The 20,249-nt window shown below is 66.2% G+C and carries 15 protein-coding genes; 3 read left to right on the forward strand and 12 right to left on the reverse strand.

Annotated features, from left to right (window positions below):
- Positions 1 to 29: 29 nt before the first annotated feature.
- From ACWMMN_RS09310 to ACWMMN_RS09330, 5 genes are all read right to left on the reverse strand, one after another.
- Entirely contained in the window at positions 30 to 770 is a 741-nt protein-coding gene (locus ACWMMN_RS09310) for a 3-ketoacyl-ACP reductase (RefSeq protein WP_059234032.1), read from the reverse strand.
- A gap of 120 nt (positions 771 to 890) precedes the next feature.
- Positions 891 to 2,072 (reverse strand): acetyl-CoA C-acetyltransferase, encoded by a 1,182-nt coding sequence (locus ACWMMN_RS09315; RefSeq protein WP_340624171.1) that lies wholly within the window; start codon positions 2,070 to 2,072, stop codon positions 891 to 893.
- Between the two features lie 99 nt (positions 2,073 to 2,171).
- Complete coding sequence (gene phaC, locus ACWMMN_RS09320) at positions 2,172 to 4,055, reverse strand: class I poly(R)-hydroxyalkanoic acid synthase (RefSeq protein ID WP_059234030.1); 1,884 nt, start codon at positions 4,053 to 4,055, stop codon at positions 2,172 to 2,174.
- A 360-nt stretch (positions 4,056 to 4,415) separates the two neighbouring features.
- A complete protein-coding gene (gene pgeF / locus ACWMMN_RS09325) occupies positions 4,416 to 5,255 on the reverse strand; it encodes a peptidoglycan editing factor PgeF (RefSeq protein WP_486422606.1) in 840 nt (279 codons plus the stop codon).
- A 6-nt stretch (positions 5,256 to 5,261) separates the two neighbouring features.
- Positions 5,262 to 6,473, reverse strand: a complete 1,212-nt coding sequence (locus ACWMMN_RS09330) for an RluA family pseudouridine synthase (RefSeq protein WP_174994111.1) — start codon at positions 6,471 to 6,473, stop codon at positions 5,262 to 5,264.
- A gap of 41 nt (positions 6,474 to 6,514) precedes the next feature.
- Between ACWMMN_RS09330 and ACWMMN_RS09335 the strand changes: the two genes are divergently transcribed.
- Positions 6,515 to 7,339, forward strand: a complete 825-nt coding sequence (locus ACWMMN_RS09335; protein WP_059234028.1) for an outer membrane protein assembly factor BamD — start codon at positions 6,515 to 6,517, stop codon at positions 7,337 to 7,339.
- A gap of 120 nt (positions 7,340 to 7,459) precedes the next feature.
- On the opposite strand, the gene yoaA is transcribed toward ACWMMN_RS09335, so the two are convergent.
- The 3 genes from yoaA to ACWMMN_RS09350 form a co-directional block, all read right to left on the reverse strand.
- Complete coding sequence (yoaA, locus tag ACWMMN_RS09340; protein ID WP_174994112.1) at positions 7,460 to 9,709, reverse strand: DNA repair helicase YoaA; 2,250 nt, start codon at positions 9,707 to 9,709, stop codon at positions 7,460 to 7,462.
- Positions 9,710 to 9,764: 55 nt separating this feature from the next.
- Entirely contained in the window at positions 9,765 to 9,980 is a 216-nt protein-coding gene (locus ACWMMN_RS09345) for an HP1242/YdcH family protein (protein WP_006478692.1), read from the reverse strand.
- A gap of 76 nt (positions 9,981 to 10,056) precedes the next feature.
- Positions 10,057 to 10,809: a hypothetical protein gene (locus ACWMMN_RS09350; protein ID WP_486422607.1), complete on the reverse strand. Its 753-nt coding sequence runs from the start codon at positions 10,807 to 10,809 to the stop codon at positions 10,057 to 10,059.
- Positions 10,810 to 10,973: 164 nt separating this feature from the next.
- Here ACWMMN_RS09350 and ACWMMN_RS09355 point away from each other — a divergent pair, with 164 nt between their 5' ends.
- Together ACWMMN_RS09355 and ACWMMN_RS09360 are read left to right on the forward strand one after the other, a co-directional pair.
- Complete coding sequence (locus ACWMMN_RS09355) at positions 10,974 to 13,298, forward strand: Tex family protein (RefSeq protein WP_486422608.1); 2,325 nt, start codon at positions 10,974 to 10,976, stop codon at positions 13,296 to 13,298.
- A 408-nt stretch (positions 13,299 to 13,706) separates the two neighbouring features.
- Entirely contained in the window at positions 13,707 to 14,732 is a 1,026-nt protein-coding gene (locus tag ACWMMN_RS09360) for a terpene synthase family protein (protein ID WP_486422609.1), read from the forward strand.
- A 22-nt stretch (positions 14,733 to 14,754) separates the two neighbouring features.
- On the opposite strand, the gene ACWMMN_RS09365 is transcribed toward ACWMMN_RS09360, so the two are convergent.
- The 4 genes from ACWMMN_RS09365 to ACWMMN_RS09380 all read right to left on the reverse strand — a co-directional run bounded on the left by ACWMMN_RS09365 (position 14,755) and on the right by ACWMMN_RS09380 (position 20,159).
- The gene (locus tag ACWMMN_RS09365; RefSeq protein WP_059234023.1) at positions 14,755 to 16,671 is read right to left on the reverse strand and encodes a potassium transporter Kup; all 1,917 of its coding nucleotides are present in this window, start codon (positions 16,669 to 16,671) and stop codon (positions 14,755 to 14,757) included.
- Between the two features lie 275 nt (positions 16,672 to 16,946).
- Positions 16,947 to 17,543 (reverse strand): phosphoribosyltransferase, encoded by a 597-nt coding sequence (locus ACWMMN_RS09370; RefSeq protein WP_059234022.1) that lies wholly within the window; start codon positions 17,541 to 17,543, stop codon positions 16,947 to 16,949.
- 7 nt (positions 17,544 to 17,550) lie between these two features.
- Positions 17,551 to 18,897 (reverse strand): adenylosuccinate synthase, encoded by a 1,347-nt coding sequence (locus ACWMMN_RS09375; protein WP_124450234.1) that lies wholly within the window; start codon positions 18,895 to 18,897, stop codon positions 17,551 to 17,553.
- A 113-nt stretch (positions 18,898 to 19,010) separates the two neighbouring features.
- Positions 19,011 to 20,159 (reverse strand): ATP phosphoribosyltransferase regulatory subunit, encoded by a 1,149-nt coding sequence (locus ACWMMN_RS09380; protein ID WP_059234020.1) that lies wholly within the window; start codon positions 20,157 to 20,159, stop codon positions 19,011 to 19,013.
- Positions 20,160 to 20,249: the final 90 nt, after the last annotated feature.

A 20,249-nucleotide genomic window follows, 5' to 3' on the forward strand; every position in this document is an offset into this window, starting at 1 on the left:
GCGGCCACCCGGCCCGCGCAGCCCGGGCGTCAGCCCATGTGCAGGCCGCCGTTCAGCGAGAAGTCGGCGCCCGTCGCGAAGCCGGAATCGTTCGACGCGAGCCACGCGACGATCGAACCGATTTCCTCCGGCCCGCCGAGACGTCGCACCGGGATCGTCGCGACGATCTTCTCGAGCACGTCGGGGCGGATCGCCTTCACCATGTCGGTGCCGATGTAGCCCGGCGACACGGTGTTGACCGTCACGCCCTTCGTCGCGACTTCCTGTGCGAGCGACATCGTGAAGCCGTGGATGCCGGCCTTCGCGGTCGAGTAGTTGGTCTGGCCGAATTGACCCTTCTGGCCGTTCACCGACGAAATGTTGATGATGCGGCCCCAGCCACGCTCGACCATCCCGTCGATCACCTGCTTCGTCACGTTGAACAGGCTCGTCAGGTTGGTGTCGATCACGGCCGTCCAGTCTTCATGCGTCATCTTGCGGAACACGACGTCGCGCGTAATGCCCGCGTTATTGACCAGCACGTCGATCTCGCCGACTTCGGCCTTGACCTTGTCGAATGCTTCCTTGGTCGAGTCCCAGTCGCCGACGTTGCCTTCCGACGCGATGAAATCGTACCCGAGCGCCTTCTGGTCCTCGATCCATTTCACGCGGCGCGGCGAGTTCGGGCCGCAACCCGCGACGACCTTGAAGCCGTCTTTCGACAGACGCTGGCAGATGCTGGTGCCGATGCCGCCCATCCCGCCCGTTACGTACGCAATTCGCTGAGACATGAATCTCACTCCATTTTTTGGTTTCGAGAGCTGCCGAGGCCCCCTCTGACTTCACGTAGCGCCGGCCGAAGCCGCAATCGGCCGGCGCCCGGATTCGATACGCCGGTGATGAATGACCGGTTACGGACGCTCGACCGCGAGCGCGACCCCCATCCCGCCGCCGATGCAAAGCGACGCCAGCCCGCGCTTCGCATCGCGCTTGGCCATCTCGTGCAGCAGCGTCACCAGGATCCGGCAGCCCGACGCGCCGATCGGGTGACCGATCGCGATCGCGCCGCCGTTCACGTTCACCTTCGACGTGTCCCAGCCCATCTGCTTGTGCACCGCCAGCGCCTGCGCAGCAAACGCTTCGTTGATCTCCATCAGGTCCAGGTCGCCCGGCGTCCAGCCCGCGCGCTCCAGGCACCGGCGCGATGCCGGCACCGGGCCCATGCCCATCACGCTCGGATCGACGCCCGCGTTCGCGTACGCCTTGATCCGTGCGAGCGGCGTCAGGCCGAGCGCCGCCGCCTTCTGCGCCGACATCACCAGCACCGCCGCCGCGCCGTCGTTCAGCCCCGACGCGTTCGCCGCCGTCACCGAGCCGTCCTTCGAGAACGCCGGCTTCAGCCCGGACAGCGATTCCGCCGTCACGCCGTGGCGCACGAATTCGTCGGTGGCGAACTGCAGCGGCTCGCCCTTGCGTTGCGGGATCGACACCGGCACGATCTCGTCGTCGAAGCGGCCGGCCTTCTGCGCGGCTTCCGCCTTGTTCTGCGACAGCGCCGCGAATGCGTCCTGCTCTTCGCGCGTGATCCCGTATTCCTTCGCGACGTTCTCCGCCGTGATGCCCATGTGGTACTGGTTGTACACGTCCCACAGGCCGTCGACGATCATCGTGTCGACCAGCTTCGCGTCGCCCATCCGGAACCCGTCGCGCGAGCCCGGCAGCACGTGCGGCGACGCGCTCATGTTCTCCTGGCCGCCCGCGATCACGATGTCCGCGTCGCCCGCGACGATCGCGTTCGCCGCCAGCATCACGGCCTTCAGGCCCGAGCCGCACACCTTGTTGATCGTCATCCCCGGCACTGCCGTCGGCAGCCCGGCCTTGATCAGCGACTGCCGCGCCGGGTTCTGCCCCGATCCGGCCGTCAGCACCTGGCCCATGATCACTTCGCTAACCTGATCGGGCTTCACGCCCGCACGCTCCAGCACCGCGCGGATCACCGTCGCGCCCAGCTCGGGCGCCGCAATCTTCGCAAGCGAGCCGCCGAATTTGCCGACCGCGGTCCGCGCGGCCGATACGATCACTACGTCCGTCATTTCCCTTTCCTCCAGGCCCGCACGACACGGCGCATCGTTACCGGCCCTGTTAAAAAAACTGCGGTGCACCGGACAGCGTGCGCCGCTGTCCGGATTTCGTCAATCGCGCTGCAACACGTAGCGTCCCGGCGCCGGCTCGATCACCGGGAACTGCGCGGAACCGGCCCCGGCGGGCGGCGCCACCTTGCGGCCGCCGTACTGGTCGAGCCATTCGACCCACGTCGTCCACCAGCTTCCCGGCTGCTCCGCCGCACCGGCGAACCAGTCGTCCGCGGATTCGGGCAGGTCGCCGTCGTTGATCCAGTAGCTGCGCTTCTTCTTCGCCGGCGGATTGATCACGCCTGCGATGTGACCCGACGCGCCGAGCACGAATTTCAGCGGGCCCGACAGGATCGACGTCGATGCGTAGGCCGTCTGCCACGGCACGATGTGATCCTCGCGCGAACCGTAGATGAAGGTCGGCACGTCGATCAGCGACAGGTCGACGGTGTCGCCGCACACGGTCAGCGCGCCCGGCTCGCGCAGCTTGTTCTCGAGATAGGTATTGCGCAGGTACCACGCGTACATCGGGCCCGGCAGGCTCGTCGAATCGCTGTTCCAGTACAGCAGGTCGAACGGCGCGGGCGTGCGGCCCTTCAGGTAGTTGTCGACGACGTAGTTCCACACGAGGTCGTTCGGACGCAGGAACGAAAACGTGTTCGCGAACTCGACACCGCGCATCAGCCCCGGTTGCGTACCGTTCTTGCCGCCGATCGTCTGCTCGCGCATCTGCACGTGCGCCTCGTCGACGAACACGTCGAGGATGCCGGTATCGCTGAAGTCGAGCATCGCGGTGAGCAGCGTCATCGACGCGGCCGGATGTTCGCCGCGTGCGGCGAGCACCGCGAGCGCGGTCGCGAGCATCGTGCCGCCGACGCAGAAGCCGAGCGTGTTGATCTGCTCGCGGCCGCTGACCTGCTGCACGGCGTCGATCGCCGCGAGCAGCCCCTCGTTCATGTAGTCGTCCCACGTCTTGTGCGCGACCGATGCATCCGCATTGCGCCACGACACGAGGAACACCTGATGACCGTTCGACAGCGCGTGCGCGACGAGCGAATTCTCGGGCTGCAGGTCGAGGATGTAGAACTTGTTGATGCACGGCGGGACGATCAGCAGCGGCCGCTCGAACACCTTGTCCGTCTTCGGCGTGTACTGGATCAGCTGGATCAGGTCGTTCTCGTAGACGACCGCGCCTTCAGTACACCCGAGGTTCTTGCCGACCACGAACTGCGATTCGTCGGTCTGCGAAATCTTGCCGCGCTGCAGGTCGCCGAGCAGGTTCATCATCCCCTGCCGCAGGCTTTCGCCCTGCGTTTCGAGAATCGATTTCTGTGCGTCGGGATTGAGTGCGAGGTAGTTGCTCGGTGCGGCGGCGGCCGTCCATTGCTGGACCGTGAACCGGATGCGCTCGCGCGTCTTCGGATCGGTCTGAAGCGCGTCGGCCAGCTCCTGCAGATAGCGCGCGTTGAGCAGATACCACGCAGCCGCGAACGCATGCGCAGGCGACGACTTCCACGCGTCGCCGCTGAAGCGGCGGTCCTTCAATTCGGGAGATTCGAGCTTCGTGGCCGCGGCCTGCTGCATCAGCGTCATGCAATCGCGCGCGTAGTCGGCCTGCAGCGCCTGGAGCCGTTCGGGCGGAATCGCGGCAACCGGCAGCTTCAGCCCCGCGAACGGCGACGCCATGCCGCCAAGGCCCGCGAGGCCACCGAGATCGGGCATCGACGGCATCTGGAACGGAAACGACGCAGGGAACTGGAATGTCGCGAACGGATTGACGGTAGCCGACGCAGTCGCGGCACGCGCCGGATCTGCAAAACCGCGCCACGCGTTCAACCACGACTCAAACATCTGCTGCATCGGCTGGGCGGCCGGATCGAAACCGGTGCTGCCCGCGGAAGTGCCCGCCTGAGCGGACGTCGACGAATTTTTCGATGCTGTCATTACCTGCCTTACCGGTGATTCGTGAGCGTCAATCGTGAAATCCTGCTCGCGCGCGGCGTGCCGGTTGCGAGCCGGGCCGTCATGCTCTGGAGAGGCGTCTCCAGATTCTGCCGCAGTGCGGTATTTTTATCATTATCGTTTTCCCCATGTGAAGCGCCAAGTCAAACCACTGAACATTTCTGCACGGAGATAATCCGCGTGCAACAGGCGGGACAAGGGTTCCGGCGAAACATAAAAAATTTTGTTTGGCTTGACTTCGGGATTTTTCATTCAGATGCGCATGCCGCGCCGCATTGCCGTCTAAATATCGAGATAACCCGATTTCGCGACGCAACAAACCGCGCGCGCATGCGCATGCCGTCAATCGGCCAGCCAGATCGCTGCCGCCATGCGGCCCGTCACGCGATCGCGGCGGTACGAATAGAAGCGTGCGTGTTCGGTGACCGTGCAGGCCGTCCCGCCGCTCACGTGCGCCACGCCCGCACGCGCGAGACGCAGGCGCGCGAGCGCGTAGAGATCGGCGAGAAACTTGCCGGGCGCGCCGTCGATCGCGACGAACGCAAGCCGGGTTTTATCATGCTCCGACTGCGGAGCCGTGTCGAGAAACGCGTCGCGCACGTCCGCACCGACCTCGAACGCCTGCGGGCCGATCGCCGGCCCGAGGTACGCATGCAGCGTGTCCGCCGCGCCGCCGGCCAGTGCCGCAACGCGTGCCGCGGTCTGCTCGACGATGCCGGCCGCGAGCCCGCGCCAACCCGCATGCGCGGCACCGACCGCCCGGCCCTGCGCGTCGCACAGCAGCACGGGCAGGCAATCGGCGACCATCACGACGCAGACGGCCCCTGCCCGGTCCGTGACGCTCGCGTCGGCCTGCACCGGCGCCGCGGCGGCGGGCGCCATCGCGATCACCTCGTCCGCGCGCGCGATCTGCGCACCGTGAACCTGTTCGAGCCATGCGGCGCTCGACTGGCCGGCAAGACCGAGCAAACGCGCGCGATTCGCGGCGACGTGGGCCGGGTCGTCACCGGTATGCAGACCGAGATTCATCCCGCCCGGCAACGCGTCTCCATCCTGCCAGCGCCCGTACGGGCCTTTGCTCACGCCGCCGTCGCGCGTCGTGATCAGCGCACGCACGCGCGGCGACACCTGCCAGTCGGGCTGAACGCAGTCCTGCCACGTCAAGGGCGCCAGGTTCGTCATCGGCACTCATGCCTCCTCATCGTCGTCCAGGTATGGCTCGTCATCGTGATACTCGCCGCCGAAATCGTCATCGTCATAGACACCGTCGTCGTCGTCGAATTCCTCGTCGCCCTGCCCGAAGCCGAGCGCCGCGACGAGCGTATTCATGTCGTCCGGCAACGGGCAGCGCCATTGCATCGCCTTGCCGGTGACCGGATGCACGAGGCCGAGCCGCCATGCATGCAGCGCCTGTCGTGCGAACCCGTCCGGCAGCGGCGTGACCGAGCGCTTGCCGCGCGCCCGCCCGTAGACGGGATCGCCGAGCAGCGGATGCCCGGCGTGCGCGCAATGTACGCGGATCTGGTGCGTGCGGCCGGTTTCGAGATCGCACTGAATCGCCGAAACCGGCTGACGTTGCCACAGGCATGTGTCAACCGTGCGGAAATGCGTGCGGGCGGGCTTGCCCGACGCGCCCGTGACGACGGCCATGCGCGTGCGCTCGCGCGGGTCGCGGCCGATCGGCGCGTCGATCGTGCCTTCCTCCGGCATCGTGCCCCACACGAGCGCGAAGTAGCGGCGCTTCACCGTGCGGGCCTGCAGCTGGCGCACGAGGTCCGTCTGTGCAGCCAGCGTGCGGGCCACCACCATCAGGCCGGACGTTTCCTTGTCGAGCCGGTGGACGATCCCCGCGCGCGGCAGGCCGGCCGCCGCGTCGCCATAGCGATGCAGCAAACCGTTGAGAATCGTGCCGCTCCAGTTGCCGGCGGCCGGATGCACGACGAGACCGGCCGGCTTGTTGATCACGACGAGCGCGTCGTCCTCGTAGATCACGTCGAGCGGCACGGGCTCCGGCGTGAACGCGAGCTGCTCGGGCAGCAGGTCGGGCACGAGCTCGATCTTCGCACCGAGCGGCACCGGCTGGCGGATCTTCGCCGGCGCGCCGTCGACGAGCACGCGCTGCGCCTCGATCCAGCTCTGCAGGCGGCTGCGGGAGAATTCGGGGAACAGCTGGGCAAGCGCCTTGTCGAGGCGTTCACCCGCGAGCGACAGCGGCACTTCGACGACGCGCGGCGCCTCGTCGACCGCCGCGGACGGCACGACGGGCGGCTGCATCGCGTCGCCGGCCAGATCGTCATCGAGGGAATCCCCCGACGCGGCGTCGGCGGGCCGATCGCTTGGGCTATAATCTTCGCGATTTGGTGTGCCCGGCTGGGCATTCTGCGAACTTGAACGGGTCATTTAGACTGGGTCACCGAGACTTGAAGCTAGGACATGCGAGCATGATGAATTCGACCAAACGTACGGCCAGAACCGTCGCCGCCCGGGCTGCGGCGGTAGCGGCCGCGGCCCTCATCGCCGGCTGCCACGGCTTGCCGCAGAAGCAGGACGAGACGGCTACCTGGTCGAATAACAAATTATACTCAGAGGCCCAGGACGCACTGTCCGGCGGCGACTGGGGCAAGTGCGCGAAATATTTCGAATCGCTGCAAGGCCGCGATCCGTTCGGCCATTTCGCGCAACAGGCGCAGATCAACGTTGCATACTGCAACTGGAAGGACAACGAAGCGGCAGCCGCCGACCAGGCCGTCGACCGCTTCATCCAGCTCCACCCGGATCATCCGGATATCCCGTACGCGTACTATCTGAAGGGGATGATCCACTTCAACGACGATCTCGGCCTGTTCGGGCGCTTCTCCGGCCAGGACATGAGCGAACGCGATCCGCAGGCGCTGCGCGAATCGTACGATGCGTTCAAGGTCGTCGTCGACCGCTTCCCGAAGAGCAAGTACGCGCCCGACGCAGCTGCACGGATGCGCTACATCGTCAACGCGCTCGCGTCGCACGAAGTGCACGCGGCCGACTACTACTACCGTCGTGGCGCCTATGTGGCGGCGATCAATCGCGCACAGCTCGCGATCAAGGATTACAAGGGTGCGCCGGCGATCGAAGACGCACTCCACATCATGATCCTGTCGTACAACAAGCTGAACCAGCCGCAACTCGCCGAGGACACGAAGCGCGTACTCGCGGGCACGTTCCCCGACAGCCCGTACGTCACCGGCCATTCGCGCCCGGGCGCGACGAAGTCGTGGTGGCAGTTCTGACGAACGCACGACGCAACGCCCGCTGCACGAACAAAAACCCCGGCCATCGCGCCGGGTTTTTTATTGGCGCCGCATTCGAGCGGCGCCGGGGCGTTCACGCGGCAAGCGCCGCGCGTGCCGTCATGCGCGCTTGTCCGAACGGTGCTCGTCGAAGAAATCCTGCACGACCGCGATCTCGCGCGTGCGCTTGAACGGCGGCAGGCTCTGCCAGATCCGGCGCCCATAGGGCTTGTCGACGAGCCGCGTGTCGCAGATCATCAGCACGCCGCGATCCGTCTCCGCACGAATCAACCGGCCCGCGCCCTGCTTCAGCGTGATCACGGCCTGCGGCAACTGGTGCACGGCGAACGGGCTCAAGCCCTTCTTCGTCAGCGCATCGAGGCGTGCGGCCAGCACCGGATCGTCGGGCGGCGCGAACGGCAGCTTGTCGATCACGACGAGCGACAGCGCGTCGCCGCGCACGTCGACGCCTTCCCAGAAACTCTGGCTGCCGACCAGGATCGCGTTGCCGTACGCGCGGAAACGGTCAAGCAGTTCGGTACGGCTCGCATCGCCCTGCACGAGCAGCGGCGTGTTCCAGCCGCGCGATTCGATGACATCGCGCAGCTTCGAAGCGATCCGGTCGACCGCCCGCAGCGTCGTGCACAGCATGAATACGCCGCCGCCGGACGCCTCGATCGCCGGCAGAGCGGCATCGAAGACGGCGTCGGTAAACGCCGGCGAAGACGGTTGCGGCAGGTTGCGCGGCACGTACAGCAGCCCCTGCGACTGGTAATCGAACGGGCTGGCGAGCGTCATCGAACGGCGCGAGCTGAGGCCCATCTGCGCGGCGTAGTGCGTAAAATCGCCGCGCACCGACAACGTCGCCGACGTGAACACCCATGCGCGCGGCACGCCTGCGCGCTGCTTCGCAAAGATCGGCGCGACCGACAGCGGCGTTTCATGCAGCTGGACGGTGTGCGCAAACACCTCGACCCAGCGCACTTTCTCGTTCGGGTCGCCGTCGGATGCCGCCTTGTCGCCGGCCGCCGCCGCGTCGGCTTTCGCGGCCGCCTCCGTCGCGCCGGGCGCGACCCAGCCGGCCAGCAGGTCCTGCAGCTCGCGGGCGCGCCGCAGGCAGGCGCCGAGCGATTCCGCGCGCTCGGCCTGGCTCGCGAGCGCCGACGCGAGCGCGTCGAGCGCCGCCTCGAGCGCGTCGAGCGCGCCGAACATCGGGTGATCGTCACCGAGCTGCGCGAGCGACATGCGCACGATCTGGTCGTTCGCAAACGCGAGACGCAAGTCGCGCGCCGCGCGCTCGAGATCGCCGCCGAGCTTCACCCACTCGACCGCGTCGCGTGCATGGCTCAGGCCTTCGGCCACCGTGTCGCGTGCCAGCTCGAGGATCTGCGTGGTCGACAGTGTCTCGCCGAAGAACAGCGTCGCGGTCTCCGGCAACTGGTGCGCTTCGTCGAAGATGACCGTGTTCGCGTTCGGCAGCAGTTCGGCCATCCCGGTATCGCGCAGCATGATGTCCGCGAAGAACAGGTGATGGTTGACGACGACGACGTCCGCCTGCTGCGCCTCGCGCCGCGCCTGCATCACGAAGCATTCCTTGTAATGCGGGCATTCCTGGCCGAGACAGTTGTCGCGCGTCGACGTGACCATCGACCACACGGGCGCCGTTTCCGGCACGCTCGCAAGCTCGGCCTTGTCGCCGCTCTTCGTGATCTTCGCGAAGCGGACGATTTCCTGCAGATAGGCGGTATCCTGCCGCGACGGCAGGCGACCGTTGTCCGCCGTGCGTTGCAGGTAGTAGTGGCACAGATAGTTGGAGCGCCCCTTGAGCATCGCGACCGACACCGGCACCGCGAGCGCATTGCGCACGGTCGGGATATCGCGCAGGAACAGCTGATCCTGCAGGTGTTTCGTGCCGGTCGACACGATCACCTTGCCGCCCCACAGCATCGCGGGCACCAGGTACGCATAGGTTTTGCCGGTACCCGTGCCGGCCTCGACGATCAGCGTGTTGTCGCCTGTGTCGCTGTCGGATTCGCCCGACGTGGCGCCGTCCGCGCCCGGCTCGACCGTCTTGTCGCCGTCGCCGAGGCGGCGCGCCGGCCGCTTGCGGGTCTCGAAGATCTCGGGTTCGGGCATCCGGCGCGCGGACGCCTCCATCGCGGACGCGACTGCACGCGCCATTTCGATCTGCGACGTACGCGGCCGGTAGCCGTCGAGCGCGCGCGCCAGCAACCCGCCATCGCCGAAGATGGTGTCGAGTTCGTCGACGCGCTTGCGGCTCAGCTCGAAGGTGCCTTCGGGCGCACGAACGCGCCCGGCAGACGTCGTGTCACGCCGGGCATCGGGGGTGGCTTCAAGCGGTGAATTCAAGGCAAGCGTTCCTGTGTCCAGCGCCCGGGCGGCGCCGGCGCTTGCCAGGCCGCGCTCAGGCGCGCTTATCCGGTTCGAGCTGCGATTGCAGCAGAATGATTTTGTCCTTGGCGGCCAGCTTTTCCTTCTTCAGCCGGTGCAGCGTGATGTCGTCGATGTCGGAGTGTCCTTCCTTCAGCTCGATCTCCCGAGCGAGCTGCTGGTGCTGCTCCTGCAATGCAGCCAAACGGTTGTGCAATTCCTGCTGCTGTTCCGTGTGACGGTTTTGCATACTTGCCTCCTCATCGAAGCAGCGCGACGGCTGGCATGCCGGCGCGCCCGAGACTGATCCCGATCAATCCAACACGTTACTGCCCCTGCTGTTGCTGCTGCTTGGCCTTGTCGGCCGCTTCCTGCTGACGCCGCTCGACATCGGCCTTGTGCTGCGCGGCTTCCTTCTGCTTCTGCTCGTAGCGCGTGGCGTTGTCCGCCCGCTCCTGCGCCTTCTGCCCAGCCTGCTGGTGCGCCTGGTCGAGCTTGTGCTGGAAATCCGCCTGCTTCTGGTCGTATGCCTGCTTGCTCGCCGCGTGTTGCGGCCCTTCCGCGCCGCGTTGCGCCTGCTTCAGTGCATTCTGCTCCTGCTTGTCGCGGAATGCAGCCGCGTTTGCCGCCTCGTTCGCCGCGCGCTGCGGCGCTTCCGCCGCATTCTGTGCCTGCTTCAGCGCCTGCTGCTGGTCGCGCTGCTGCGCGCGCACCGCACGCTGCTCGTCGTTGAGCGCGAGCTGCTCCTGGCGAATGCCTGCCCGCTCGTCGCGCATCTGGTCGCGCGCCTTGCCGAGACAGTAATTGACGAAGAACTTGCTGTAGCAATCGTGCTCGGCCACCGCATAACGATAATCGTTTTCGGCGGAGCGTTGATTGAGCACTTTTTGACGGGCGTCGAAATCCGGCGCGGCGGAGGCTGCAACGGGTGCGGCCGCGACGGCGTCCGGCGCGGGTGCGCCCGAGGCCTGCGCGAACGCGCCGGAAGGCCCGGCGGACAAAGCCGCGGCGAGCGCTGCGCCGAGCGCGACGAGAGAAAATCGGGAAGTTGGCAACGTCGTAGGAAAGCTGCGGGACATGTGTCAAATTCTATCACCCCCGGCTGGACGCTCCGCCATTTATGGCAAAATGCCCCGCTTCACTCACCCGCGGCATCTGGCCCGCCGGGCCCGCCATGCAGCCCGCCGCTCCGGGCCTGCCGGCCCTCGCCGCGATTTCAGCAGGCAGATAGACCATCTACGACATGACGGAAACCGTAGCACTCAAGATCGTACAGCGCATCGCCACCGAACTGTCCGTCCAGCCGCGCCAGGTCGCGGCGGCCGTGCAACTCCTCGACGAAGGCTCGACCGTTCCGTTCATTGCCCGGTACCGCAAGGAAGTGACCGGCAACCTGGACGACACGCAGTTGCGCCAGCTCGAGGAACGCCTCCTGTATCTGCGCGAGCTCGAGGATCGCCGCGCGGCAATCCTGTCGAGCATCGACGAACAGGGCAAGCTGACCGGCGAGCTGCGTGCCGCGATCGACGCAGCCGACAGCAAGCAGGTGCTCGAAGACCTTTATCTGCCGTACAAACCGAAGCGCCGCACGCGTGCACAGATCGCCCGCGAGGCCGGTCTCGAGCCGCTCGCGCAGGCGCTGCTCGCGAACCCGCTGCTCGACCCGCAGGCCGAGGCGGCCGCGTACGTCGACGCCGACAAGGGCGTGGCCGACGTGAAGGCCGCGCTCGACGGCGCGCGCGACATCCTGTCCGAACAGTTCGGCGAAACGGCCGAGCTGCTCGGCAAGCTGCGCGACTACCTGCACAACCAGGGGGTCGTGTCGTCGGCTGTCGTCGAAGGCAAGGAAAACGAGGAAGGCGAGAAATTCCGCGACTATTACGACTACGCGGAAACGATCAAGACCGTGCCGTCGCACCGCGCACTCGCGTTGTTCCGCGGCCGTAACGCAGGCGTGCTGACGGTCAAGCTCGGCCTCGGTGAAGAGCTCGACGCGCAGGTGCCGCACCCCGGCGAGGCGATGATCGCGCGCCATTTCGGCATCGCGAACCAGAACCGGCCGGCCGACAAATGGCTGTCCGACGTCTGCCGCTGGTGCTGGCGCGTGAAGGTCCAGCCGCATATCGAGAACGAACTGCTCACGCAGTTGCGTGAAACGGCCGAAGCCGAAGCGATCCGCGTGTTCGCGCGCAACCTGAACGACCTGCTGCTGGCCGCGCCGGCCGGCCCGAAGGCCGTGATCGGTCTCGACCCCGGCCTGCGCACGGGCGTGAAGGTCGCGGTCGTCGACCGCACCGGCAAGGTACTCGCCACCGACACGATCTACCCGCACGAGCCGCGCCGCGACTGGGACGGCTCGATCGCGAAACTCGCGCGCATCGCCGCGCAGACGCAGGCCGAACTGATCAGCATCGGCAACGGCACCGCATCGCGCGAAACCGACAAGCTTGCGAGCGAACTGATCGCGAAGCACCCGGAGCTGCGCCTGCAGAAGATCGTCGTGTCGGAAGCCGGCGCATCGGTCTACTCGGCTTCCGAGCTCGCTGCGAAGGAATTCCCGGAGCTCGACGTGTCGCTGCGCGGCGCCGTGTCGATCGCACGCCGCCTGCAGGATCCGCTCGCCGAGCTCGTGAAGATCGAGCCGAAGGCAATCGGCGTCGGCCAGTACCAGCACGACGTGAACCAGCGCGAACTCGCGCGCTCGCTCGACGCGGTCGTCGAGGATTGCGTGAACGCGGTCGGGGTCGACGCGAACACGGCGTCGGCGCCGCTTCTCGCGCGCGTGTCGGGGCTGAACGCAACGCTCGCACGCAACATCGTCGACTACCGCGATGCGAACGGCCCGTTCCCGTCGCGCGAGCACCTGCGCAAGGTGCCGCGCCTCGGCGACAAGACCTTCGAACAGGCCGCCGGCTTCCTGCGCATCAACGGCGGCGAGAATCCGCTCGACCGCTCGTCGGTGCACCCGGAAGCGTATCCGGTCGTCGAACGGATGCTCGCGAAGATCAGCAAGCGTATCGACGACGTGCTCGGCAACCGCGAAGCACTGTCGGGCCTGTCCCCGACGGAATTTGTTGACGAGCGTTTCGGCCTGCCGACCGTGCGCGACATCCTGTCCGAACTCGAGAAACCGGGCCGCGATCCGCGTCCGGAATTCAAGACGGCGACGTTCCGCGAAGGCGTCGAGAAGGTGTCGGATCTCGTGCCGGGCATGACGCTCGAGGGCGTCGTGACGAACGTCGCCGCGTTCGGTGCGTTCGTGGATATCGGCGTTCACCAGGACGGCCTCGTCCACGTATCCGCGATGTCGACGAAGTTCATCAAGGACCCGCACGAAGTCGTGAAGGCCGGCCAGGTCGTCAAGGTGAAGGTGATCGACGTCGACGTGAAGCGCCAGCGCATTGCGCTGACGATGCGCCTCGACGACGACGCGGCAGCGCCCGGCATGTCGTCGCGCAGCGACCAGGATCGCGGCAACGCGGGACGCGGCGCGGCTCGCCCGCAGCGTTCGCGCGAGCCGGAACCGGCCGGCGCGATGGCCGCGGCATTCGCGAAGCTGAAGCGCTGAGCACGCGAAAGCCGTCGACGCACAAAAAAGCCCGCCTTACGGCGGGCTTTTTTTATTGCATCGCCGCACGGATTCAGGATTCGCGATGAAAAACGAATATATGCAATTTCGTCACCACTTCCCTGTTTCCAATCAGCGAGTTAAACAATTCGCACTGCAGCATGCATTTTCTTGACGCGTCGGATACCGTACATAAAATTAATTCGCAAACGGCATTTCAATGTCCTGGAAAGGCGAAATGATCTTTCCGCTCGGCAACAGGATTCCCAGCGGCGCTCAGACGCGCCGCGCGCGTCAAGCCTCCCGTCTCTCATTACCACGTTCTGAAGTCGATTCACGACACATGACATCCGGAATGGGCGCCGGCCAGCAAGCCGGCCCCTATTCGCCAAAATGGATCGGGGAATCATGAAAGCAGATGATCTGGAAACCGAACTGGCCGCCTTGCGCATTCCCGTTTTCGATGTGCCGTGGGCCGGTGCCTGTTCACCGCACGTCGAGCTGATCGAATCGCGCATGCTCGAATGGGCCGGCGCATACGGCCTGCTCGCCTCCGACGACCATCGGGAGCGCGTCGCCCGCACCCGATACGGCTGGCTCGCCGCGCGCTGTTACCCGAACGCCGATCCTCCGCTGCTGCAGGCGCTTGCCGATTATTTCGTGTGGTTCTTTCTCGCCGACGACGCGTTCGTCAATCGCGCGGTGCCGATCGGCCCCGATACGCTGCGCAACCTGACCGCGATGATCGACGTACTCGACTACGAATGTACGGGCCCCGAGCCGGTCTACGGCGAGCGAGCGTGGTTCGACGTATGTCAACGGCTGCGTGCGCGCCTGTCCGCCGAGCATTTCGCGCGCTTCGCGCAAGGGATGCGCCTGTGGGCCACCACGGCCGGATTGCAGATTCTCGGTCACCTGAAAGTCGAGCCGGTCGCCGTGCCGCAGTACGAAACGATCCGGCGCCACACGAGCGGCATGAATCCTTGCCTGGCGCTGGCGGACGTGGCCAATTCCGGCGCCGTCCCGCCCGACACGTTTCACCGGCCTGAGATCCAGGCGCTGGGCCGGCACGCGAACCATATCGTCTGCTGGTGCAACGACATCCAGAGTATCGGTATCGAAGCACGCCAGCCGGGCCAGTTCCGGAACATGGTGATGATCCACGCGGCGCGCGGTCATTCGCTGCAGGCCGGCGTCGATTACACGGCCTACCGCGTACGCGCCGAGATCGCCGAGTTCGTGCAGTGCGCCGATGCGCTTGTCCAGCACGCCGACACGCGCGTGCGCGGCCTCGTCGACGGCTACCGGTACTGGATACGCGGCTATCTGGATTGGGTGACGCGGGACACGCAGCGCTATGCGGCTGCGTTCGCGGCGGGCGATGCGGACGATCGCGGCGCGATGGCGCTGTCGGCGAACGCGGCGCGCGGCTGAACCGCCTGCGCGCCGCGCCCGGTCAGATCTCGATCTTCGTACCGAGCTCGACGACGCGGTTCGCCGGAATCGAGAAGAAGTCGGTCGGCTTCGCGGCGTTCTGGTGCATCCACGCGAACACGCGCTCGCGCCAGATCGACATCCCGGGCAGATGCGTCGGCACGACCGTTTCGCGCGCGAGGAAGAACGACGTGTCCATCAGCTCGAACGTCATGTCGTGCGTGCGGCCGAACTCCTCGAGCACGGCCTTCACGTCCGGCGTCTCGTTGAAGCCGTACTCGGCCTTGACGATGTACAGCCCGCCGCCCGCATCGCGCGAAGTCTGGCGCTTGTCGCCGCGGACGTAAGGAAAGTCGCGCGTGACGAACGTCAGGAAAATGGTCCGCTCGTGCAGCACCTTGTTGTGCTTCAGGTTGTGCAGCAGGCTGACGGGTACGAGCTTGTCGTTGCCGGTCAGGTAGATCGCGGTGCCCGACACCCGATGCGGCGGATGCGCAAGCAGCCCCTGCAGGAACGGCTCGAGCGGAATACCGTCGGCCGCCGTGCGTTCCTTGACGATGTGACGCCCCTTGTACCAGGTCATCAGCAGGAAGAACAGCAGCGCGCCGATGCCGAGCGGCAGCCAGCCGCCTTGCGCGACCTTCAGCAGGTTCGCGCCGAAAAAGCCGAGGTCGATCGCGAGAAACACCGCGATGATCGCGCCGACCAGCAACCGGTTCCAGTTCCACACCTTCACCATCACGACGCACGCGAGCACGGTCGTGATCACCATCGTCGCCGTCACCGCAATGCCGTACGCAGCCGCGAGGTTATCGGAGCTCTTGAAGCCGACCACGATACAGAGGATCACGAACAGCAGCAGCCAGTTCACGACCGGCACGTAGATCTGGCCGATCGCGAGTTCCGACGTGTGCAGCACCTTCATGCGCGGCACGTAGCCGAGCTGGATCGCCTGCGACGTCAGCGAATATGCGCCCGAGATCACAGCCTGCGACGCGATAACGGTCGCGACCGTCGACAGCACGACGAGCGGCAGCAGCCCCCATTCGGGCGCCAGCAGGAAGAACGGGTTTTCGATCGCTTTCGGGTTCTGGATCAGCAGCGCGCCCTGGCCGAAGTAGTTCAGCACGAGCGACGGCATCACGAGCCCGTATGCGGCGATCCGGATCGGCTTTGCACCGAAGTGGCCCATGTCCGCATAGAGCGCTTCCGCCCCGGTCAGCACCAGCACGACCGAGCCGAGCACGACGTAGGCCTGCAGCAGGTGGTCGGCCATGAACGATGCCGCGTAGTACGGGTTGACGGCCGCGATGATGCCCGGCACGCGAACGATGTGGTACACGCCGAGCGCTGCGATCACGACGAACCACAGAACCATGATCGGCCCGAACAGCTTGCCGACCAGCGCGGTGCCGTGGCGCTGGATCCAGAACAGCGCGATCAGGATCACGATCGTGATCGGCAGCACGAGATGGGACAGGTGCGGCGTCGCGATTTCGAGACCCTCGACCGCCGACATCACGGAGATTGCCGGCGTGATCACCGCGTCGCCGTAGAACATGCACGCACCGAAGATCCCGAGCGCCATCAGCGCACCCGCGACCCGCGTTTTCGAGTCGAGCGGCCGCAGCGACAGCGCCATCAGCGCGAGCACGCCGCCTTCCCCGTTGTTGTCGGCCCGCATCACGAACAGCAGGTACTTGACGCCGACCACCAGGATGATTGCCCAGAACAGCAGCGAGATCACGCCGAGAATCGACCCCTCGGTGAGCGGAATGCCGTGGGCGGGGCTGAACGCCTCCTTCAGCGAGTACAGCGGGCTGGTGCCGATGTCGCCGAACACGACGCCGATGGCTGCTATCGCTAGCGCCCGCATCGAGTGTTGTTGCGTCGAATGCGGCGCGTGTGCGGCGTCGGTCGCGTGGATCGTGTCGTTCATATGAAACGTAATAATCGGGTCCGGGTCGGACAAAACGAGCGCTATTCTACTCGCGCCCCCGTGAAACGCCGCCCTGCTCTGTTGCCGTGGAACCACGTGAGCCACACTGCGCATGCAATCCGGCGCGAGCTGTGGCAGGGGCTGCCATCATAGCCGGGGCCGCGCCGTCTGCCTACCGGATCCGCGGCGCGCACCGCCCGGCGCACCCGGCGCGCCAATGAAAAACGGCGCCGCAAGCGGCGCCGTACAAGGCTTTCCTTCGATCGGGCAGGCGCTTACGCGCCCGACCCGTCGCGCTGCGCGCGACCGCGCTTGATCCACGCCTCGAGGTTGTGCGGACGAACCGTGTCCCACTCCTCGAACGGCTGGTGAATCCACGGATTCGTCGGCAGAAACTGCGTGTGATAGTCGGGCTTGACCTTCGAGCAACCCTTGTACCAGAGCACGGCCGAGCGCACGGCCGTCACGGACGGATAGCGCTCCTTCAGGTGCTCCTGCACGCGCGCGAGCGTGACGCCCGAATCGACGAGATCGTCGACCAGCAGCACGTTGCCTGCCAGATTGCCGCGCGTCATCGTGATGTACTGCGCGATGTCGAGCTCACCCTGCTCGGTGCCCGCCGCTTCCCGGTACGAGCTCGTCGCGAGAATCGCGAGCGGCACGTCGTAGATGCGCGACAGCTGATCACCGACACGCAGGCCGCCGCGCGCGAGGCACAGGATCTGGTCGAACTTCCAGCCCGAGGCGTGCACCTGGAGCGCGAGCAGCTCGATCAGACGATGATATTCGTCCCAGCCCACCCAGAGGTTCTTGTCGTCGTTGCGCGGATCGGTCATCAAATCTGCCGCCGTCATCGAAATTTGCTGCGTCATCTGTGAATTACACCTTGAACGGATGGCGGAGCAGGATCGTTTCGTCGCGGTCCGGGCCGGTCGACACCATGTCGACCGGCACGCCAGCCACGTCCTGAACGCGGGACAGGTACGCCTGCGCGTTCGCCGGCAGCGCATCCCACGTCTTGATGCCGACCGTGCTTTCCTTCCAGCCGGGGAACGTTTCGTACACGGGTTCGCAACGCGCGACATCGGCTGCGCCGCGCGGCAGGATGTCCACATCCTTGCCGTCGATCTTGTAGCCGACGCACAGCTTGACTTCGTCGAGGCCGTCGAGCACGTCGAGCTTCGTCATGCACAGGCCCGACACGCCGTTGATCTGAATCGAACGGCGCAGCGCAGCGGCGTCGAGCCAGCCCGTGCGGCGCGGACGGCCGGTGACCGAGCCGAATTCCTTGCCGACGTTCGCGAGCGTGACGCCAACCTGGTCCTGACGCTGCGGATTGTCCGCATCGTACAGTTCGCTCGGGAACGGGCCCGAACCGACGCGCGTGCAATACGCCTTCGTGATGCCGAGGATGTAGTTGAGCTTCTGCGGACCGACGCCCGCGCCAGCCGACGCCGCACCCGCGACGCAGTTGCTCGACGTGACGAACGGATAGGTGCCGTGATCGATGTCGAGCAGCGTGCCTTGCGCGCCTTCGAACAGCAGGTTCTGACCCGCGTTGTTCGCGTCGTACAGGCGACGCGATACGTCTGCCACCATCGGCTTCAGGCGGTCGGCATAGCCGAGCATCGTGTCGAGCGTGGCCTGGAAATCGACGGCCGCGCCGCCCAGGTACTGGGTCAGGACGAAGTTGTGGAAATCGAGGTTTTCGCGCAGGCGGTCGGCGAAGGTCTTCGCGTCGAACAGGTCCTGCACGCGCAGCGCGCGGCGGCCGACCTTGTCTTCGTACGCAGGGCCGATGCCGCGGCCCGTCGTGCCGATCTTGCCCGCGCCCTTGCGCGCTTCGCGCGCCTGGTCGATCGCGATGTGGTACGGCAGGATCAGCGTCGTGGCTTCGGAGATGAACAGACGGTCGCGCACGTTCACGCCGGCTTCTTCGAGCTCGCCGATTTCCTTGAACAGTGCTTCGGGGGACAGGACGACGCCGTTGCCGATGTAGCAGGCGACGCCTTCACGCATGATGCCCGACGGAATGAGGCGCAAGATCGTTTTCTTGCCGCCGATGATGAGGGTGTGGCCGGCGTTGTGACCGCCCTGGAAACGCACGACGCCCTGAGCGTGGTCCGTCAGCCAGTCGACGATCTTGCCCTTGCCTTCATCACCCCATTGCGTTCCCACGACGACGACATTGCGCCCGGGAGTCACGTTCACTGCGCTGGCAGACATGTTGATTCGTTAGCTGGTTAAAAACGTATTCTACCTATGTTCGCGGGCGATTCCGAATTTTTCCGTTTCGCTTCAACGATATGCACGCCGAAGCACGGCCCGCGAACGCCTGTTTATCGGGGTTCGACCACCCATGCACCGTTGCGCTCGACGAGCGAACGGTCGCACGCGAACTCGTCGAGCACGTGATCGTGACCCGGCAGTGCCTGGATCACGACCTCGCCCGCATCGCGCAGCGCGGCCACGGCCGCGCCCAGCGCATCGTCCTGCGCCCACGGCGCGAGGATCGCGGTGCCGCGCGCCTCGACCGGCGAAATCCGCGCGAGCTCGCGCAGGTCGAGCGAGAAGCCCGTTGCCGGGCGGGCACGGCCGTACGCCTGCCCCACGTGGTCGTAACGGCCGCCGCGTGCGATCGCGTTCGGCACGCCGTCGATGTACGCGCTGAACATCGCACCGCTGTGGTACGCGTAGCCGCGCAGGTCGGCGAGATCGATCGCGACTTCGGCGCCCTTCGCTTGCGCCGCGAGCTGCGCCAGATCGTCGAGCGCCCGCGTGATTTCGGGCAGGACCGGCAAGCGTGCGCGCGCCTCGGCGAGCACGCTCGCGTCGCCGTAGAGGTTCGGCAGTGCGCGCAGCGCGGCACGCGTATCGGCGCCGAGATCGTCGGTGAGTTCGTTCAGGAGCGGCACGTCCTTGCCCGACAGCGCGTCGTACAGCGACTCGCCACGCTCGGCGGCCTGCGCGTCGCGCGCCAGCAGCGCCGCGAGCACGCCCGCGTGGCCGAGGTCGAGGCGGATGCGCGACAGGCCCGCGAGATGCAGCGCGTCGAGCATCAGCTGCTGGATCTCGAGGTCGGCTTCCAGCCCGGCATGCCCGTAGATTTCGGCGCCGATCTGGATCTGCTCGCGCGTCGCGTGCAGGCCGCGCGGACGCGTATGCATCACGTGGCCCGCATAGCAGAGACGCGTCACGCCCTGACGGTTCAACAGGTGCGCGTCGATCCGTGCCACCTGCGGCGTCATGTCCGCGCGCAGGCCGAGCGTGCGGCCCGACAACTGGTCAACCAGCTTGAAGGTGCGCAGACGAAGGTCCGCGCCACCGCTCGTCAGCAGCGACTCGAGATACTCGAGCAGCGGCGGCATCACCATTTCGTAGCCGTACGAACGGAAGCGGTCGAGCAGCCTGCGACGCAGCTCCTCGATCTTGCGCGCTTCCGACGGCAGTACGTCGGCGATATTCTCGGGAAGTAACCAGGTCGACATCGGTACGGTCCTACGACGGGGAACGGCGCGTGACACGCGCGCCGCGAGTTGAAATCGGAACTTCGGAATCGGGCGGAACGGAACGGCGGA

This window comes from Burkholderia cepacia complex sp. TUM26381, from assembly GCF_057439935.1.

Coding starts and splice junctions, on each gene's coding strand:
- ACWMMN_RS09310 (WP_059234032.1), bottom strand. CDS start 770: ATGTCTCAGCGAATTGCGTACGTAACGGGCGGGATGGGCGGCATCGGC.
- ACWMMN_RS09315 (WP_340624171.1), bottom strand. CDS start 2,072: ATGACGGACGTAGTGATCGTATCGGCCGCGCGGACCGCGGTCGGCAAA.
- phaC (WP_059234030.1), bottom strand. CDS start 4,055: ATGACAGCATCGAAAAATTCGTCGACGTCCGCTCAGGCGGGCACTTCC.
- pgeF (WP_486422606.1), bottom strand. CDS start 5,255: ATGACGAACCTGGCGCCCTTGACGTGGCAGGACTGCGTTCAGCCCGAC.
- ACWMMN_RS09330 (WP_174994111.1), bottom strand. CDS start 6,473: ATGACCCGTTCAAGTTCGCAGAATGCCCAGCCGGGCACACCAAATCGC.
- ACWMMN_RS09335 (WP_059234028.1), top strand. CDS start 6,515: ATGATGAATTCGACCAAACGTACGGCCAGAACCGTCGCCGCCCGGGCT.
- ACWMMN_RS09345 (WP_006478692.1), bottom strand. CDS start 9,980: ATGCAAAACCGTCACACGGAACAGCAGCAGGAATTGCACAACCGTTTG.
- ACWMMN_RS09350 (WP_486422607.1), bottom strand. CDS start 10,809: ATGTCCCGCAGCTTTCCTACGACGTTGCCAACTTCCCGATTTTCTCTC.
- ACWMMN_RS09355 (WP_486422608.1), top strand. CDS start 10,974: ATGACGGAAACCGTAGCACTCAAGATCGTACAGCGCATCGCCACCGAA.
- ACWMMN_RS09360 (WP_486422609.1), top strand. CDS start 13,707: ATGAAAGCAGATGATCTGGAAACCGAACTGGCCGCCTTGCGCATTCCC.
- ACWMMN_RS09365 (WP_059234023.1), bottom strand. CDS start 16,671: ATGAACGACACGATCCACGCGACCGACGCCGCACACGCGCCGCATTCG.
- ACWMMN_RS09370 (WP_059234022.1), bottom strand. CDS start 17,543: ATGACGCAGCAAATTTCGATGACGGCGGCAGATTTGATGACCGATCCG.
- ACWMMN_RS09375 (WP_124450234.1), bottom strand. CDS start 18,897: ATGTCTGCCAGCGCAGTGAACGTGACTCCCGGGCGCAATGTCGTCGTC.
- ACWMMN_RS09380 (WP_059234020.1), bottom strand. CDS start 20,159: ATGTCGACCTGGTTACTTCCCGAGAATATCGCCGACGTACTGCCGTCG.